The following is an 18,302-nucleotide window of genomic DNA, read 5'->3' on the forward strand; positions in this document are numbered from 1 at the left end:
GTGGCCAGGTAGCTGCCGTCGAAGCGTCGCTGGATTGAGTGACGGCTTCGGGTCGAGGTTGTGTGAAAATGCATGCTAATCCTTGTGTTCGAGAAACTCGCCCCTTCAGATCGCGCTGTATTGGTTTGGCAGCGACTTCGGAAGGGTAAAGCGACACCCGAAAACCGCGTAGTGTCGCGTTTTCACACATTCCATCTCGGTCGTTCTCGGCCTTAGCCTCCCCAATGGTTAAGCCGCTTACTATGGGGCGCGACAAGTCCTAGGTCAGCCAGAGCGAGGATGCGTGCATTGGATCCGGGCCACGGGCGCTGATAACGGCGACGAAGAAAAAACGCGAACCGCTGAGGTGTGGGCGTGTTGAATTGACAGACGCTGTCAGATAGTCCGTTTCAATTCGGCCACTCGTCGACGACAGTTTCGCGCACCTCATGTCCACTACCCCCTTTTACAGACGCGCTCTAAGGCCGCAGACAACCCCGCGGAGCAGGCACGACTGTAACTACATTCTCGCCCCTCGCGCATCAAGCGTCGCGGTCATCAGTCGTCGCTGCCGCAGACCTTCCAGATCAAGACGCCCATCCCAACAATCCACCACGCCCCAATCCACTGCAGGGTCCCGCGGTCAAGGTAGACGGCGTCGTGCAGCCACTTGATGACTAGGCCGCTCCCGATAATGCCACCTACGATGATTGCAGTTTTTTTCATTTGTCATCGCCGACGTGAATTTACTGTCCAAGAGTGGCGCACGAAGCAATATTGCTATTTGCAGTTGTGTAGAGTTTGGTTTGAACTATGGCGCTATTGGCTACGCTCCCGGCGCTCGTTAGGAGGGTTGTGGTGTTCCTACCCAGCGCGTCGACATCAGGGTCGGACGGCGGCGCAGCTGCCGCAGCTCCTAGCGCTTTAGCGCCTGTTTGCGGTAATCCTTGCAGAAGGGCGCTCGCCGAAGGGGCCGTGCTCGGAGTCGTTGTTGAAGTAAAGGCTCCAGTTGCTTGCGACCACGTGAGTAGCGTCCCTTTTGCCTGAGCATAGGCCTGTTGATCGATCTTAGAAAAGGTGCGCGCGATAACAATGTATCCTTGATTACCAGCCAGCATCTCGGCATTGCCATTGTTAAGTGCATTACTAGCTTGCTGTAGGGACAGTGTAGCGATATTTATTGTCTTACTTTGATCCGAAGAAGGGACGAACCCCTTCGCGATGTTTTGATTGACCTTAGAAAGGTCTGCAGAAACTATATTGATGGTCGTATTCAAGGTTCCGAGATCATCGTGCAGTTGCTTAAAATCGCGTGGTCGCGTGACTTCCATGCGCGGGGTGGATATATCGCTCGTGGCTGGCTCGAAATACGGACCGGTTGCAGTTAAGTTGACACAGAGAAGTTGATTGGATGCCAATGAAAAGGATTGCTGTTTATTTGACGCGTTTAAATTCGAGGTAAAAAGCGACACCGCACCAACACCAATACCAATTCCAGCAAGTATATTTGTAGTTGCAGCACCATGAGAAAATGCTAGCGCTGCAACACTGCCCATAGCCAACGGGATAAGCACTAGATTTGACCAGAATTCGCTGTACGCCCAGTCATTAGATCCTTTGCTATAGTTTTGCTGCTGCGCAACAATATCGCGCTGAAGTGCATTAAAATCCCCGTTAAAAACGGCGGCTGAAGGTCGCACTCCGGGAAAATTAGCGCAACCAACAAGGGATGCAATCACCGATACCGCTATCGCCCTTCTGAGAATATTTTTCATTCTTGTAGTCGTTTTAGGCCGCCGTTGGTTCTCGGACAAAGTATCCAAAAAAAGGCAATACTTTCAAGCGCAACGATAGGGCGAATGTGTGCGAGCGCGCATACCGACCCTTATTTTAAAATTCAGACATTTGCCGGATATCTGGACTGCGGGCGATCTCACACAAGATGCGCCGAACGAAAGCGTCCTTGATTTATCGTCGCACGAAGAACCTCCGGGCTGTCCAGTTGCTGCTCGGCCATACGAAACTTGAAAGTACAGTGCGCTACCTCGGCATTGAGGTAGATGACGCACTTGAAATGGCGGAACAGACTGAGGTGTAGATGCTCGGGCGGCCGGCTAGCGAGCGGTCGCTGACCGGCCACAAGGGCCATTCGCTTCGCTGGTCCGAACGACCGAAGTCCAGCAGACATGCGACACTAAAGTAAATATGCGCTCACACGCTGTAGAGCAAGTCGTTCGATAATTTGGGAGGGGTTCGTTCGAGTTTTAGTTATATACAGTTGCGTTATGCGCGTTGAAGCCTGTCCGCCGAACGCGGAAAAGCCGCTGGCTTGAGCAAACGTCTCCCACGAGTGCAACTGAACATCAACATCACCATTGGGACTCCCAACGCCGCTTGCCGATACGGTCATTCCGTCATGCGCCTGCGTTCGTCGATGATTCGCGCAATCGCGATGAGCAATTCGTTAAATTCGGCGTCGAACCCGACGACGCCGGCGTTGTGATATTCGCTACGGGCCAATAGGATCGCTTCCACTGCTTCCTCAAGATGGGCCGTGCTGTTTTCCCGCTCGCCCAGCCTTTTGAGCGCAAGCGCGAGGATGATCTGGGTGTCCGCCCACAGTCGCGGGAAGCGCTCGCGCGTGCGTTCGGACAGCGCCGCCCGGTACGCCTCCACCGCTTCTCCCAGCCGGCCCGTGCCAACTTCCCGCTCGCCCAACCTTGTAAGTGTGTCGCCGAGACTGTGCTGGGTCATCGCCCAATCCAGGGGGACGCGCTCGCGCGTGCGTTCGGTCAGCGCCGCGCGGTACGCCGCCACTGCTTCTACCAGCCGAGCTGTGCCGCTTTCCCGATCGCCCAGCCTTGTGAGCGCGAGCCCGAGGTTGTGTTGGGTCGCGGCCCAATCCAGTGGAGCGCGCTCGCGCATGTGTCCGGTCAGTGCCGCCCGGTACGCCACCACCGCTTCTTCTAGCCGGGCCGTGCCACCCTCCAGCGCGCCCAAGGTCGCGAGCGCTGTGCCGAGGTTCATTTGCGTCCGCGCCCACTCCAGCGGAACGCGCTCGCGCGAGCGTTCGGTCAGCGCCGCGCGGTACGCCTCCACCGCTTCTTCGAGCCGAGCTGCGTCGCGTTTCTGACCGCCCAGCTGCGCGAGTACATTGGCGAGATCGTGCTGGGTGATCGCCCAGTCCAGCGGGCCGCGCTCGCGCGTGCGTTCTGTCAGTGCCGCCCGGTACGCCTCCACCGCTTCTTCCAGCCGGGCCGTGCTCATTTCCCGCTGGCCTAGGAGCGCGAGTGCGGTGCCGAGGTTGTGCTGGGTCTTGGCCCAAATCAGCGGAATGCGCTCGCGCGAGTAGCCGGTGAGAGCCGCGCGATACACCGCCACCGCTTCTGCCAGCCGCGCCGTGCCGCTTTCTCGCTCGCCCAGCCTCAGGAGGGCGTTCCCGAGGTTGTTCTGCGTCATCGCCCACATCTGCGGCCCGAGCTCTCGGGTGACTACGGTCAGCGCCGCGCGGTGTGCTGTTACCGCTTCTTCGAAACGCGCCGTGCCAGTCTCGCGCTCGCCCAGCCTCGTGAGGGCGTTGCCGAGATTGTTCTGCGTCATCGCCCACGCCTGCGGGTCACGTTCGTGCGTGCGTTCGGTCAGCGCCGCACGGTACGCGTCCACCGCTTCTTGCAGCCGAGCCGTATCATTCTCCCGCTCGCCCAGATTCGTGAGGGCGTTGCCGAGATTGTTCTGGATCCCGGCCCACTCCTGCGGCCCAAGCTCTCGGGTGACTACGGTCAGCGCCGCACGGTATGCCGCAACCGCCTCTTCGAGCCGCGCCGTGCCACTCTCGCGCGCGCCAAGGGTCGCGAGCGCGGTGCCGAGGTTAGTCTGCGTCCGCGCCCACTCCAGTGGAACACGCGCGTGCGGACAGAGATCCAGCACTTGGCGATACTCTCTGATCGCCTGCAAAAGCGCGACGTTATCGCCTTTTTCATCCCCATGGCGACACAGTGCGTTGGCGTATCGATGTAAATAGTTCGCTCGCAACTCGTCCTCTTGAGCGGGAAGCTGGTCGGCGGCAGCCTTGAAGTGCAGCGCGGCCTGCCGGTAGTCCAAACGCGTCAGACTCAGTTCGCCGCGTTCGAGCCGCGTACTCGCCGCATTGATGCGTCGCCGGTTGGCGGCAGCCTGGGCCTCCTGGGCGAGCGCTTCAGCTCGCTGGATCGCCTGCAGATCTAGTGCTTCCGCTTCTCCGAGCAGCCGGTCAGCCCGATCGTAGGCTGCGTCGGAGTCGGCCCGCTCGATCACACCGCGGGCTTCGTCGATGAGCGCGCTGATTGCCGGGTCCTCAGAATCGAGACTGTCGAGCCGCTTGATCAAATCCCGGTGACGCTGGGCGATCTCCGCGAGGGTGTGTGCCAATTTTTCGGGTGGCACCTCATTGACGTTGAGGATACGGAAGAATCCGACAAGGGCCTCCGAGCTGACTTGCAGTTGTTCGCCCAGGTCCTTGAGCGCCTTCTCGCGCTCGGCATCCCTCCTCTGCTCGACTACCATCAAACCAAGCTGCCGCAGGCACTCCGGTGTCCAGCCGATAGTGACGCTTGCCGTCCCACCGGGGGCGGCCTGCGCAATGCCGGAGCCAATTGCCTTTTGAACAGGGTCATCGCTGACCCCTCGCATGCGTTGGATCAGTTCCCGGATTCGCTCCATGAAGCGGATCAGCGCCTTGCGCGCAATGTGGCGCCGCTTGACCTGTATTCCGGGTTCGGGCTCAGCCATCCTTCTTACTTTCTTCTTTACTACCCTGCCACCCCGTCACGTTGACGGTGGCAGTGCCGCCTTCACTGGCCTGCGCGATGTTGCTTCCCTGGGCCACTTGGATGTGATGGACGCCGCCTGGCTGGCTCTTGATCTGTTGGAGGAGTGCGGTCGCAACGCCGATGAGGTCTGCGTCCGCGGGCACGCCAGCCTCCGACAGCTCCTCCACCATCACCTGTTGACGGCCCGCGGAATCAGGCTTGCTCTCCAGCTTTTCGACTGCCACCACGACGTCACTGTCGGTCCCGAATTTCTTCTTCAGCAATGCCTTGAGGCCGTCATAACCGTCTGCAATGGCTTTCTTTGCCACCTCGGGGATTGCATTGCTGGCCCCAGCGGAAAGGGCTGCAATGATGGCGGTCGTAACGGGGTCCATTGAGCGCTCCTCATGGATGGCACAGGTCTTGGGTTCGTATTTGTCGCAAGAACGCGGACATACGGCTACCGCTATAGAACGAGCGAGCATCAACTCTTTTGAAACGACAGGGCAATGCACGCTTGTGAAATAGCATCGACGGCCCCCAATATCGCGGACTTACAGACAAACTTGCACATTCAATACAGAATGTTTTTCGCGAGCAGGACAACCATGGACCGGCGACATCCATTTACGTCCGAAGGCAGAAGTGGGTCAAAGCGGCCGCTCTCAAGCGAGGTCGGGACATTCGCAGAAACTAGTTGAAGGGCCGGAACGGGTCGAACTGAGCCGGACATGTGGGACCGGGTTCGGGGACTTTGATCCGCCGCGTGGCTGCGCAAAAGCTGCCGAAGGCCATTCACATGAGAGAATCCGAGAACGCACCATCCTCCAAGCCCAGCATGCCCTCTCAGTGTCCGTTTTGCGTACTGCCGGTCGGCAGGATCGTTGATCGCAACGATGCAGGCGTTGCAGTACGCGACGCTTATCCTGTGTCCCCGGGCCACACGCTGATCATTTCCAGCCGGCACGTGGGTTCCCTGTTTGAATTGTCGACACCTGAACGCGAACAGCTTTTCTCTCTAATTGACCGCGCAAAAGGTGTTCTGGACGAGCAGTACCGGCCCGACGCATACAACATCGGAATCAATGACGGTGTCGCCGCTGGTCAGACAGTGCCGCACCTTCACATTCACCTGATACCTCGTTACAAAGGTGACCTTCCCGACCCGCGTGGAGGCGTGCGATGGATCATTCCGAAAAAGGCCGACTACTGGAGCAAGCGCGGTTGAACTCGACCGTACCGCCACCGACAGCCGAGGCGCAACTGGCCTTCCTTGCCAAGGTTCAGCGCCTCTTTGCCGAAGGCGATTTCACAGCAACCTACAAGTACGCGCTGCTCATTTCGCTCGCCGACCTCGCCGTCGAGGTCGGATCGGACGACGGCGCGGAATTGACCCTGACCAATCGGCAAATTGCAGAGCGTTTCATTCAGCTTTACTGGCGGCACTCCACTCCCTATGGAACTGGTCGCACGGACACACAGCCTGGCGTGCTCGTCCAAAATCTTGGGGATCAGGCAGCGGTGTTAACTGCTATCTGCCAGTACCGGGAGTCGACGCCCGGAATTACTATCCAGCAGGCTCGTAAGGAGCCAGGCTATGCCGCATTGCTGACCAAGGTGGCTACGGTTGTCTCCGCACAGCCATTGAACTATCTGCAAAACTTCGGCGGAGTCACTGACACATTCCTTTACGAGCGGGCAGGTCGCGGTGGGATCGCACTGAAACCCGGCGTTGCCTACTGCCTCCGGCGCTTTTATACGCTGGTACAACAGCTTTCTCGCACGCATTGGGTAGATCACATCAAGACCAACCGGCGGAACCACTTGATCCTCGGCGACGCTAGTGATCTGGAAGACTTTCTATTTTCAGCCTCGCGACAGTCTTTGTCCATCGTTGGTGCGGAACTGCGCAAGCTCGATGGGCACCGGTGCTTCTATTGTGGGCGCAACCTTACCGGTGCCGACGTCGATCATTTTGTTCCGTTCTCGCTCTATCCGAGAGACCAGGCACACAATTTTGTACTTGCACACCCTGAATGCAATCGAAGCAAATCGGACACACTGGCAGCGAAGCCGCACCTTGAAAAGTGGCTGCAAAGGCTGGTGACAAGAACCGACGAGCTTCGGGAGATCGGCGTTAAGGCCGGTATGGCCAGTGACGGCGTCACGGCAAATCGGGTCGCGGCTTGGGGCTATGCGGCCGCGAATGCCGCAGGAGGTCGAGCTTGGCTGTCCGCCGCCAGTTACGAGCCCGTAACACAGGACTATCTTGTCCTTTTGAACACCTTAGTTGTTGGCGATTTTGTGCAGGAAACATGGACCGTACACCCGTTACCCTAAGCTGGCTCGGCAGCTTCCGCTGCAAAGCGGGAATCGGCCAATGAGGCTCGAACGACATCAACGGGTAGAGAGCGATCTATTGCCCTAGCCAATTCTGGGCCATGAGTCACCCATCCAACTCCGAACCATCGACCTTAGCCGCCGGCAGCAATCCAACTTCTCGGAGCGCATATGTCGAGCGATATGCATTCGGCTCATTTTCCAAAAGGTTTGCCTTGATCACGGCGGCGTCCACGCCGATTTCGTGCAACAACACAGCGTGATACAGATACGCGAGAGCCTCGGATTTCTTTACGAGGTCGATCATAAATTCCTGGTAGTCGCTCCCCTCTCGCTGACCGCCGAAATGCGACATATCGTTCCGGCGGTCGGCGCATGATTTGCAAAAGACTTCAATCCGCTTTCGCTCGAAGCCGAATGGCAACGAGGAAAGGACGTCCATTAATCGTTCTTTCAACGACGGCTCACCTGCGTGTTTCAGTTGGCCTTCGAGCCATCGTTTGTCATTGCTGCCACTAACTTGGTCCAGTATCCGCTGGATCTTGGCATCGAGCTTGGTTTCCTTCGCTTTGTCTTTGTTCTTCCGGCGGTGCAACGACTCCAGCCCCCAGATCAAGTTCACAAATCGGTGCTCGACATACATTTTCATGCCCCGCCGGATGCCCAGATAGAGATAGAACCCTGGTCCGAGCTCCTCACGCTTACGACGCAGCGCGGTCACTATCGAACCGAAGTTGCTCTTCACCTGGATGTAATTGACCCAGCATTCGTCCCAAGTCGGAGCCTTGGTTGATCGCTCGAACCCCTCGTAATAGTAGCGATAGGCCGTCATCCCAATGATCAATCGCGGCCATTCCAACGAAAACGTCGTTCCGGTCAGCAGGATAAATAGTTCCTGCAACCGCGCATATTCATCTCGCATCTCGAGCAGCGTGCGTGCCCGCTGGATTTGCCCCTGCATCCCCGGACACCGCCTCACACTTGAGTTGATGAATCGGTCCTGCGCCTGAATTCGCGTGGCGAGCGATACTTCAGGGCGCTATGAGGGTGCTGCTCGTTGTAATGCTCGAATGCGATGGCGAGATTACGCGCTGCGGTCGCTGCATCTGGTTTTGGCATGAAGGCAACATAGTCGCGCTTCATCGTCTTCACGAAGCTTTCCGCCATACCGTTACTTTGCGGGCTGCAGACGGGTGTGGTCAATGGCTTCAAGCCAATGTCAGAAGCAAACGTCCTTGTTTTCTCTGCCGTGTAACCCGAGCCATTGTCGGTCAGCCATTCGATTTCCGACGGCGCCTTCAGGACGTCACCGAACCGGTTCTCAACGGCGGCCAGCATGACGTCGCGCACTACGTCGCCACTGTGGCCGCCGGTCGTCGCCGCCCAGCTCATCGCTTCGCGGTCGCAGCAATCCAGAGCGAACATGACACGCAGCGGTTCGCCGTTGTCGCAACGAAACTCGAAGCCATCAGAACACCAACGCTGATTGCTTTTCGCCACCGCGACCTTGCCATCGTGTCGACGCTGAGGGCGCGGCGGTGCCGTGCGGCGTTCCATCAGCAGACCGTGGACGCGCATTACCCGGTACACCCGTTTGGCATTGACGGGCGCCGCGCCATGATTCTCCCGCTGCCGACGCAACAGGCCCCACACACGACGGTAGCCATAGCTGGGCAAATCAGCAACGGCCAGTCGAATCTCTTCCACCAGACCAGCGTCGTCAGTGCTCCGGGCCGTACGTCCATCCCGCCAGTCAGCCGGCCGCGCCAGCTTGTCCGCCACATTCGAGCGCGCTACACCGAGAACCTCACAGACCCGCTTCACTGGTCGTCCCCTGGCAATGAGGGTGAGCGCGCAATCCATTTTCGCGACTTCGCTACCTCCACCGCTTCACGGAGAATCTCGTTCTCCATCGTCTTCTTCCCGAGCAGTCGCTGAAGCTCTCTGATTTGCTTGAGTGCATCGTTTAGCTCCGATGCCGGCACGACTTCCTCGCCAGAACTGACAGCCGACAGGCTGCCGTCCTGATACAGCTTGCGCCAGTGAAACAGCTGATTCGGATTGACGCCGTGCTGGCGTGCAACCATTGAGACCGACTTGCCCGGCTCGAAACTCTCCCGCACCATTGTCAGCTTCTCTTCCGCTGACCACCGCCGCCGGCGCTCCGGCCCCGTCAACACTTCCATCACTTCTTGCTTGTTGTTAGTCAAAAACACAGTCGTATGCCTACCCGCTATTTTAAGTGGGAGACTGTGTCCGGCGATTCAGGGGGGCGTTCCACCCGCTTCGGCTTGACCCGAAGGTTCACGCTTTCCACAAGATTGAGCTTGTCCATGCGACGCACATACTTTCCGGGCCACGGGCCAGTGATGTCGTAACGCATCGTCAAAGTACCATCATCCAACTCATGAATATCCGCCTTGGGCACCCGATGTTTGGCCGAGATACGTTGCCGGGTTCGTTTGACTTCGATATTTCCCAACCGCAACCACTCTTCCAAGCCTGTTAGCTCGACGTCCAGCGCGCTAAATCGGAGCGCGTGTGTAGCCGGTGGAAACGATCGATCCGTCACAAGGCAATGCGAGGCAGCAAACCCCTCGTGCGAAATGCCGTTGAAGCTAAGCCGGCCGCCATGTCTTCGCAGACCTAGCAACAAAACGTTTCGGCCACTAGCCTTGAGCTTTCCTTGGATACCTTTCTTTAACGGGAACTGTTGTCCCTGCTCCAGGATGTCCGCCATCGAACCGCCTTCCCTGGTTTCGAAAAAGCCATCCAATTCAAGATACGCCGCACCGTTCTCTTCAACGGTCAGAGTGCCAACAACGCAGCTGTCCGGGGCAAATTGATTTGCTGGCAGAGGATCGTCGTGCCACCAGAACACTCCCCGCTCTTCGAGTATTTTTCTTGTCATGTGCATCCCCGAATGATGCCCAGAAAATGGACAGGTATTTTATTGAGAATTTGCGACGCGTTTTTTTATTCGTTCATTTTTGCACATCTTACGACCGTCCGCTTCGCATCACGGTGATTGCCTCTTCTGGGTTGACTTCGGCCGATTGCATCGGGCAGCGGTTGGGTCAAGAAGCAAGCGGGTCTTCACGAGCCGTTGCGAGAGCCCGCTCATCAGAGGCAGCGCTTCATCGAGTCCGCCGGTGCCGGCGGCGACTCAGACAGCGCGCCAAACCGGCAATATTAAGAATATGAGAACAATATTTCGATAAATAATCGCTGCGTATAACAATAAACCGCATATCTGCAAGTTCTCGAATTTTTATTTGCACTTTGGTGGAGATGGACTATTCTCCACATCGTGGTTGCTCGTGTAACGGAGTGACTACGCGAGGTGTGCGTTCAACCATGCTTACGGAGAAAAGCAAATGGTCACACGAGAAAGAGCGGAGCTTTCGGAAGAATGGATCGTACTCGCGCATCACCGGCCCCATGGGGATGCTCCCAGAGACGTTCGTGTGAAATCAACGGCTCACCAACGTGATAACCGGACACTTCCGCACAGTATGGATAACGACGGGGAATTTGACGAAGCTCACGCAAGTAGAGCGGCGATGACTGGGCATAGAAAATCGATAGCCCAGCTTTTGCTTATAGCCACAATAACGGGACTTCGGGTGAACGAAATTGCAGCGTACCTTAGCCACACCGCCGTCATACTCTCGACTGGGCATCTACGCGCGCCCCTAACAGGGACGTGTTTCCATAACGACGAAAGGTACCGTCTATCGCCTTGTAGTCCCTGCATAGATACATCTTTTTTCCGCAAAAGCAGCAACATCACTAACTCTACGTCGGAGACTGCGGGAAGTAATTGCGCGAACTCGTCGTTCTTACGCCTTTACTCGGACATGAACAAGCCAGAAGCACTGCAAATGCATCTCTCCGCGCTCGAGGACAACCTCGGGTAAAAAAAACGCTAGACGCAGCCCATGAGTGGAATCGTAAGTTGACCAGTAAAGGCAACCACTCCAGACCAGACTGTACTTATCCATTTATCCAGCGTTTCGAACAGAAGCCCGCCCCGTACTTCAAAATTCCGGGCGTTAAAACGTAAGCGTGGCCCCAGCAACGTCTTGACTGACGATCGGGATCTTCAGACCACGGTGCGGAGCTGATCGGAGACGACCCACGGCGCGAGTTCGTCGATGCGGTTGATCGCTTGGTCGGCGATGCGTGCGAGCACGAAGCACAGATACGCCTCTGGATCGATGCCATTGAGTCTGGCGATTTGTGCCGTGACCCGAACTATGCCGAGCGGGTGCCCTTTCGGTCAGGCTCAACATAAGCGTAATGTAATGGCCTCGGCATAGTTAGTCTTGTATCTCCGCGTTCAACAACGGAGGACAGGGCCATGATTGCGGAAGAGTATTTGAGCAGTGCAAAGAGCGGTTGGTATTTTAGGATGACTTTTCCAGAAGCAAAAGTAAGTCTTCTTGCAAACGGACCGCGGCGCTAATTGTCCGGTCTACCGTGCGTCCAAGTGACGACGTGCGAAAGGAGTTTACTCCGATGGACGTTATGGATTCATTCGTGCTGGCAAGTTCGCTATCAGCGCGTCGAAGAGAAATGCTTTTAGCGCCGTCTTTGATTCGAACGCTAGTATGGCCCCGCAAGCATGCTATCGAATGCATAAGCCCGGGCGCTTACGCGGAACTGAAACAGGCGATTCTCGTTTCTACGAAGTCGCAACGCACCGTAGCGTGCCCGCTGCTCCTCAAAATGTTAGAGGCCTATTTAGCGACAACGGGACAAGCGCTGGCGTTCACAAACAATCGGTTCAAGTCAATCGACATCCTTGTCGGATTTGTTGGAGCATTGTATTCGGACAAGTTTCTTTACGCGAATTTGCTGACTCGATACCGATGGGTGCATGCCTGGAGAGCCACTTTGGCGCTTGCGTACCGCCCTGCTTACTTGTGCATCCCACCGCCGTCTTCCACCACGATCTCCGAGTGGTTCGACGACGCAAGGTTGGCGTTTGAGAAGCTTGAGTTACGGCCCGAGCAGGTCGATCTATGGAGAGGGTGGCCCGTACCGAAATTGGACCAAAGAATAGCTTGGCCAGACCTTCGGAAGATCTATCTAAGATACGGAAAAGATTTCGCAGAAGCCTTCGCCGTAGCATTAGGTGGGTACGCGGCGGGACGACAAATTAGCAGCCTGGGCACTGAGGTGGTCTTCAGTGACTTCATCGCAAATCTTCCAGACGAATGGGAAAAGAACGATTTTTTATCGCATCTCAAGCTAACGTCCTTGCTTACAAATTTTTTAATATTTCTAGCGGATAAGCACGGCTGCGCCGAACATCAATTCTCTACCCTTTTAAGACTTTGGAATGAATTTGTAAGATTCGCGGCTTCATTTCTCTGCACCGGCGGCTTTTTTGCGAAGCTCTCGAGAAATGATTTTCCCGCATTGCCATCCCATTGTTCTGACCATCCTAGGACCCATCGACGGACAAACAGCAACGGCGAAACGTACATCACGAAGTTGCTGATCGACATCCCGCTGCACCTTAGTCACGAGGACGCGACCGAGCTAATCTACTTCAAAATTCAGGCCCACTTGGAATCAGTAAAAGGTTGGGCGGAATCCGAAGTCAATGCTCTGTGGAGTCGCTTCCAAAGGCGGCGACAACTCGCAAAGGTGGGGGAAGTGAAGATGGTATTGTCCCCGCAATTCTCCGACGGACGGAGCGCCCTAATTGACCGACAGAATCCGGACTGGGAGGCACACACTTGCGCCACTTTCGAGTTTCACGGGTTTCACGGGAGATGCGACGGTCGCAATCGAACGCTCTATCCGCATCCGTTGGAAGATATTGCATCCGACATCCTCGCTCTTCCAGTCGCCGGCGCGCTCATACCCCACTTGACCTTACTCGTCATCGAGCATCCGCAGCTAACTCCAGGATTCTTCGAGAATCTTCGCCTTTACGACAAGGACAATCAGCTTTCCGGTCTCGTGGAGACCGACACCGGATGGCTACTTGACGGCGATAAATTTCGGCGCGGACCCGAGAATTCGGAACAGAAAATACACCTCTCAGAGCGAAGTCAAATAATCTTGGCCCAAGTGCTTGCACTCACGCAACCACTGCGTGATTACTTACGTACAAAAAACGACCCCAATTGGAGATACTTGTTCCTCGACTGTGGAAAGGGTTTCTCGAATCCTACTCGAATGAGAGTCTCTCATACGATTTACAGATTACGAACTTCCGGCAACCTTAAGGCTCGGTTTATCGCGATTGGCAAAATGCCCAAGGTGCACGCAGAGGCCTTGGGCGCTCGCTTTTCTCTCGGTACTTTACGGGCAACGGCAGGCGTGGTTGCCTATATCAAGGAGCCCGACTTGCAAAAGCTCGCTCGGCTTCTCGGTCATAAGGAGCTCGACATTCGATTGTTGGAGAGGTACATCCCAGCACCATTGATGAGGTATTTCGAAGAGCGCTGGGTCCGACTCTTTCAGTGCGGAATCTTGGTGGAAGCGCTAAAAGGAAGTAAATACCTCCTCCCGTCTGTAGGATTCCGAAGTCTTCACGACCTGAACCAGTTCATCTCACATCACGCACTCAGGTGGGCGGAGCGTCCAGGTTTGATCGAAGAAGGAAAGACGGGTCGTCTTTTCGACTCGGTGGTGTTCGTCATAAATGAAGAGATATTGACGGTGCTGATTGGCGTACAAGTGGCTGTAGCCAATGCTCAGAGGGAAGTATCGAAGCTCGCTGTCATGTGGAACGGTTATGCAGAAAAGTTGTTCGCATATATCGAGCACAGCTCGCCGCGCCGCGACGACTTCAGAATAATGCTTGCGACTGCGCGGAAACGAGACTGCTCAGGCCTGATCTCACCTGAGGCGATTTATGCTTAAGAACATGCCGGAAGGCTTGCTAGAACGGCTCGAATCCATGTTGAGTCCGCGAGCGTCTGCGCTCCAGACTGCCACGTGGCTGAAAAGCCCGTTCCCTGCGAATACTTGGATTCTGCGGTTTGGCGAACATACGCGCACCATAGACTGGTCGGTGCCCTTTGGGAAAGGACGGCTGACAGATAAGCCTCACGAAAAAATTCTTGAGACATTCAAGTTAATGCTCACGGGTCGGGCCCACCCCGCCAGTATGAGAGGAAGAGTGCTGGATGTCCTGACGACGAAGCAGTTGGTCTATCGAGCATGTCGGTTTGTCGACTTCTTTCTGCTCCAAAAGGACAGATTTAAGCTTGACAGGTATGGTTTCACTTTAGTCACTGAAGCGGATTTCGATGACCTTCTCTTCCGCTGTGCTGTCGGGCCTACGGATGAGGAAGTCGTTTATCGTTGGTCCGAGCTGCTCGCCGAATGGCTCGACAAACGAGTTCATGAACATCAAAATGAGGTCCAGCTGCTGCTGGAACGACACAAAGTCTTCAGCGAGATTCCTATACCAGAAGAAGATTGGACCCTGACGGCAGACGATCAGCAACTGGCTTCCTGGCGAGCGGTGCTTTGGCTACTGGGTATGTATCGCATCCCGGGCTCTCATGACTATCGTTATATCCCGTCCGTCACCAAACTGTCTCAGATTATCTATGCTGATACGATTTTTGGACACGGGAAGAAATCGGTACACGATGAGCTTTGTCTCTATCCGGTCGACAGGTACCGCCGCGAATGTCGAGGTGTCGATGTCCGCACAATCGAAAGAGACAGACCTTCGATGAAATATGTGGAGATGTGGCGAGCGACCATCTTGAGCCTTTCAACATTAGCTACTGCAGGGGTCGATTTACCTTTTGACGCCGTGGAAGCTATCCGTGAAAAGGATAGCAGCCGCTACGAGGCGAACACCCCTGGTCGCTATCGAAATCCGCCGGTGTGGCAAGTGTTGGATGGCATAAAAAACGGTGTCGAATTCGCGCTAGACCACGGCGAAGCGTTGCTCCAAAGCTACGTAAACCTCATTGGGGCGGCCAAGGCCGAGAATATTTCTATCAACGCACTTGTCCGCAAAAGAGATATTCGGCAATACATGACGAAAGGGGCGCTCAATATGGGCGTTTCCACGTTTTGCGTTAGGCAGGAGGCCACAAACTGGCCTCATCGTTTCGAAGGTTGCAACAGCAGGTGGACACCGAGCAAATTTTTCGATGATCTGCGAAATGGGTGTGGGTTGCTGCAAAACATCCACGTATTTTACGGCTCCCTAATTCATGTCATCGGTGCAGTCACAGCAAGGCGACAGATTGAACTCCTCAAGTTGCCAGTCAGCGGCTGCCTAGACTCGACAAGAGCGTACATGGTGTTCAGGAACGCGAAATCTGGAGCCAACGGAGTACGTCAGGAGGAGCTTCGTCCAATCCCGCCCATCGTTGAGCAGATGGTCTCACTTGTAGAATCTTTCCACTCGAGCCTCATTCAAGTAGGAGCGCTGACAGATTTCGGAGCGCTACTTAGTACGCCGGGGCACTATGGTATGCGTGCTTCTTGTGTCAGTGCATTTAACCTCGCCTTGGACGTTTTTTGTGACTTCTTCTCTACGGCATTGGACGATAACGGACGCCGCCATTACCTAAGAGAGCACCAACTGCGGCGATTTCTTATTATTACTTTCTTCTTCGCTGCGCGCAAAGGTAGTCTAAACACACTTAGATGGTTCGTTGGCCACGTAGATGCCGCACATTTGTGGAACTACTTGAGCAACTCGGTCTCCGGTGATATGAAAAGAGAGGCGGCCGCGTATTTTTTGATGGATGAATTGCGCCTCCCGGAAGAGCAACAGATCATTGAACTCCATGAGCAGGTGCGCCGCGAACTCAGCGACTTTGCCGAAGCGCAGTTTGGAACTCGGAATTTCTCTCTTATTGATGCTGACGCGCTCGAAGACTACCTAAATCTGCAACTCAAAAAAGGTCTTGTGGTAGAACCGGTCTTCCTCTCGGGGACTGGAGAGTGCCAATACAAGATTGTCGCTCGACTTCGGAGGATGCAATGACTGCCATGCGTGAAGCTCGCACACCGAATGAGAAATCAGTCGTTGTGCTTCATGTGCTCTTGAGTCAAGTGATCGGGAACCCACGAGCATACGTCGGAGACACCCACCTCCTTTCGGCGTTGAAGCGACAGAGTCGCTTGGCAGAGTATTCGAGTGCTGCACGCGGGATCAAAGCGACTTCGAGATCCACCGTGGCACGACTAGCTGATGAAGTGATTGACGGAGGATTTGAACAACTTGACTCTCTTCGGAGGGCGGCCCTAATCGCCCTCGAAGAGGAAACGAGGCAAAGCCTGAAGGCGAAGCGTCGCACGAAGAAGCGCCTCGCTGAGGATTTGAAAACTGTCAAATCCGAAAGAGTTCAGACTATGGTTGACCTTTGGCATGTGACCACCGCATTCCATCACGCTCTAGCTGCAGCCCGGCGACTAGCGAATCGCTCTCGAAACCCTGGTTTGACCGAGCTATGGGATAAGGAGGAAGAGAGGCTGCTAGCGATATTTGACCTTGCAAACCGACCTGTCGTCGAAATCGGTAGCGACACCGAAGCGTGGCTCACACGATTGAGGCAAGTATGAGCCGCGGACAGGGGCGGCGCCAGTTATTCTTACGCGCGCCAACGGGCACCGAAGCATTTCTTTCATACCAGCAAGGCACAGTACGCAAGATTGACATTGGCGGACTGCCCTTATCGACGTGGCCGGACGGGCGATGGTGCATAGAAATCGCCGAGTATCTGGGGGATCTCCTATCTCAGCGCCGCTCGTTATTTGACCGGGGTGGGACGCTCGGAACATACAACTCGGAATTGAGCCCTATAGTGCGCTATTGCTATGCAAACGCTGTTGATTTCCATTGCCTGACGGACGCACACTTTGTGCTGTTCATCCGTGGCCTAGCCGCGGAAAAAAGAGTGGATGGTGAGCAGGTGAAGAGCAATGCCACAATTCTTCGAATCGGACGACGTACACTCAGCTTTCTCGACTTTGCCGGAAGGAGACGCCACATCGCTGACTACTTGTCACCAAATGGCGCGTTCATACAAGCGTATAAGAAGACGTTCACGAAGAAGCTGTCGGGGAATCGGTCCGTGCACGTGGAGTATTGGCACCACGCGTGTTTCCCGTGCAGCAGCGGAGTCAATCGGTGCAATCCGGTGACGGAACACAACGTCAATTTACTGCGTCGAGCGGCGGCAACGACCAGTCATTCGTCGGCACAAAAAATCCGCCGACTAGCCATTCTTCGGTTTCTTGAGGCAACAGGAGCACGACGAAGTGAGTTAGTCAATCTGAAAGTAACTGATGTTAGAAAGGCTAAAGAGATGGACCGGCCCTTCATAGACCTCATAACCGTCAAGCGCAGAGGTCCGCCGGAAGTTCGCAAGGTCCCGATTTCGCATGCAGAGTTGGATTTTCTTATTGATTACATCGACCTGTACCGGGCACCCATAGTCGAAAGGCGCTTTGGAATAAACGATCACGGACTCGTTTTTATCAACATTAAAACTGGAGCCGGCATTCGCCCGAATACTGTTACGCTTGAACTTCATATCCTGAGAAAAGCCGCAGGAATCAAAGAGAAGGCCCACCCCCATCTGTTTCGGCATCGATTCTTTACGATGAAAGTCTTTCGGTTTATTGTTGCCAATAAAGTTCGCGATGCGCAGCAATTTTTCGAACTGTGCATGCAAGTTGATCATCTGAAATTTGAGATCATGCAAGAGACAGGACTAAAGTCCGAAGACACTCTGCATCGGTACGTCGACTGGGCGTTTGCGTTGATGCCGCTACTTAAAGAAGATCCGTCACCTTCTATTGATATGCAGCGAATCGCGAGGGAGGGACGAGCCGAAGTAGCCGAACTGCAGGCGGAACGCGATGCGCTCGATACGTTCGAGTATGCGAACAGGGTGGAGCGAGCATTAGTCCGCCTAGTTGGCGAATTGTCGCGAGCTGAAGGTTACGAAAGCGAACGAAACGCAAGCAGCGCAATTCTCGCAGAGGCTGTTGGTCTACCCAAGCGCTGAGTAACAGAGCCCACGCACAAGTCGAAGGAGGCACCGGTAGCAATCGGGAAATGGTTAGACCAGTCTAACTAGGACCGGCAGGGCTATGGAAAACCAAGACAAAACCTCCGGTCCGCCCCGTGTGCACAACTTTGCTGTCCACACCACAAGGGTGTGGACAGCCGCCTGACAGCGGTTCCAAAGT

General features: G+C 55.3%; 12 protein-coding genes and 2 pseudogenes. 6 read left to right on the top strand and 8 right to left on the bottom strand.

Annotation, left to right across the window (positions count from 1 at the left end; translation table 11 throughout):
- Positions 1-537 precede the first annotated feature (537 nt).
- Together VSR82_RS13920 and VSR82_RS13925 are read right to left on the bottom strand one after the other, a co-directional pair.
- Complete coding sequence (locus VSR82_RS13920; RefSeq protein WP_498857758.1) at positions 538-705, bottom strand: hypothetical protein; 168 nt, start codon at positions 703-705, stop codon at positions 538-540.
- 20 nt (positions 706-725) lie between these two features.
- The gene (locus VSR82_RS13925) at positions 726-1,754 is read right to left on the bottom strand and encodes a hypothetical protein (RefSeq protein WP_498857759.1); all 1,029 of its coding nucleotides are present in this window, start codon (positions 1,752-1,754) and stop codon (positions 726-728) included.
- A gap of 158 nt (positions 1,755-1,912) precedes the next feature.
- Here VSR82_RS13925 and VSR82_RS13930 point away from each other — a divergent pair.
- Positions 1,913-2,077: pseudogene (locus VSR82_RS13930) on the top strand (integrase); the annotation flags it as partial.
- A gap of 308 nt (positions 2,078-2,385) precedes the next feature.
- On the opposite strand, the gene VSR82_RS13935 reads toward VSR82_RS13930, so the two are convergent.
- Positions 2,386-4,746 (bottom strand): tetratricopeptide repeat protein, encoded by a 2,361-nt coding sequence (locus VSR82_RS13935; protein ID WP_498857760.1) that lies wholly within the window; start codon positions 4,744-4,746, stop codon positions 2,386-2,388.
- On the bottom strand, positions 4,739-5,161 hold the full coding sequence (locus VSR82_RS13940) for a Het-E N-terminal domain-containing protein (protein ID WP_498857761.1): 423 nt from the start codon (positions 5,159-5,161) through the stop codon (positions 4,739-4,741). Before VSR82_RS13940 ends, VSR82_RS13935 begins: the two co-directional genes overlap by 8 nt.
- A gap of 404 nt (positions 5,162-5,565) precedes the next feature.
- Between VSR82_RS13940 and VSR82_RS13945 the strand changes: the two genes are divergently transcribed.
- Both VSR82_RS13945 and VSR82_RS13950 read left to right on the top strand, forming a co-directional pair.
- On the top strand, positions 5,566-5,994 hold the full coding sequence (locus VSR82_RS13945; protein ID WP_498857762.1) for an HIT family protein: 429 nt from the start codon (positions 5,566-5,568) through the stop codon (positions 5,992-5,994).
- On the top strand, positions 5,949-7,106 hold the full coding sequence (locus VSR82_RS13950) for an HNH endonuclease (protein ID WP_498857763.1): 1,158 nt from the start codon (positions 5,949-5,951) through the stop codon (positions 7,104-7,106). Before VSR82_RS13945 ends, VSR82_RS13950 begins: the two co-directional genes overlap by 46 nt.
- Positions 7,107-7,212: 106 nt before the next feature.
- On the opposite strand, the gene VSR82_RS13955 is transcribed toward VSR82_RS13950, so the two are convergent.
- The 4 genes and pseudogenes from VSR82_RS13955 to VSR82_RS13970 all read right to left on the bottom strand — a co-directional run.
- On the bottom strand, positions 7,213-8,067 hold the full coding sequence (locus tag VSR82_RS13955) for a HEPN domain-containing protein (protein WP_498857764.1): 855 nt from the start codon (positions 8,065-8,067) through the stop codon (positions 7,213-7,215).
- A gap of 14 nt (positions 8,068-8,081) precedes the next feature.
- Positions 8,082-9,292, bottom strand: a protein-coding gene (locus VSR82_RS13960; RefSeq protein ID WP_498857779.1) for an IS3 family transposase whose coding sequence is annotated in 2 segments (ribosomal slippage) — positions 8,082-8,974 and positions 8,974-9,292 — 1,212 coding nt in all. Because the reading frame shifts where the segments join, the coding sequence is not laid out codon by codon here.
- Positions 9,293-9,339: 47 nt separating this feature from the next.
- Entirely contained in the window at positions 9,340-10,017 is a 678-nt protein-coding gene (locus VSR82_RS13965) for an ApeA N-terminal domain 1-containing protein (protein WP_498857765.1), read from the bottom strand.
- Between the two features lie 1,194 nt (positions 10,018-11,211).
- Positions 11,212-11,343: pseudogene (locus VSR82_RS13970) on the bottom strand (transposase domain-containing protein); the annotation flags it as partial.
- A 284-nt stretch (positions 11,344-11,627) separates the two neighbouring features.
- On the opposite strand from VSR82_RS13970, the gene VSR82_RS13975 reads away from it, so the two are divergent.
- From VSR82_RS13975 to VSR82_RS13985, 3 genes are all read left to right on the top strand, one after another.
- Complete coding sequence (locus VSR82_RS13975) at positions 11,628-13,991, top strand: site-specific integrase (protein ID WP_498857766.1); 2,364 nt, start codon at positions 11,628-11,630, stop codon at positions 13,989-13,991.
- Entirely contained in the window at positions 13,984-16,089 is a 2,106-nt protein-coding gene (locus VSR82_RS13980) for a hypothetical protein (protein ID WP_498857767.1), read from the top strand. The genes VSR82_RS13975 and VSR82_RS13980 overlap by 8 nt, the downstream gene beginning before the upstream one ends.
- Before the next feature lie 550 nt (positions 16,090-16,639).
- Positions 16,640-18,118: a tyrosine-type recombinase/integrase gene (locus tag VSR82_RS13985; protein WP_498857768.1), complete on the top strand. Its 1,479-nt coding sequence runs from the start codon at positions 16,640-16,642 to the stop codon at positions 18,116-18,118.
- Positions 18,119-18,302 lie beyond the last annotated feature (184 nt).

Origin of the sequence: Burkholderia sp. JPY481 (assembly GCF_038900515.1) — a bacterium.
GTDB lineage: Bacteria > Pseudomonadota > Gammaproteobacteria > Burkholderiales > Burkholderiaceae > Paraburkholderia > Paraburkholderia youngii.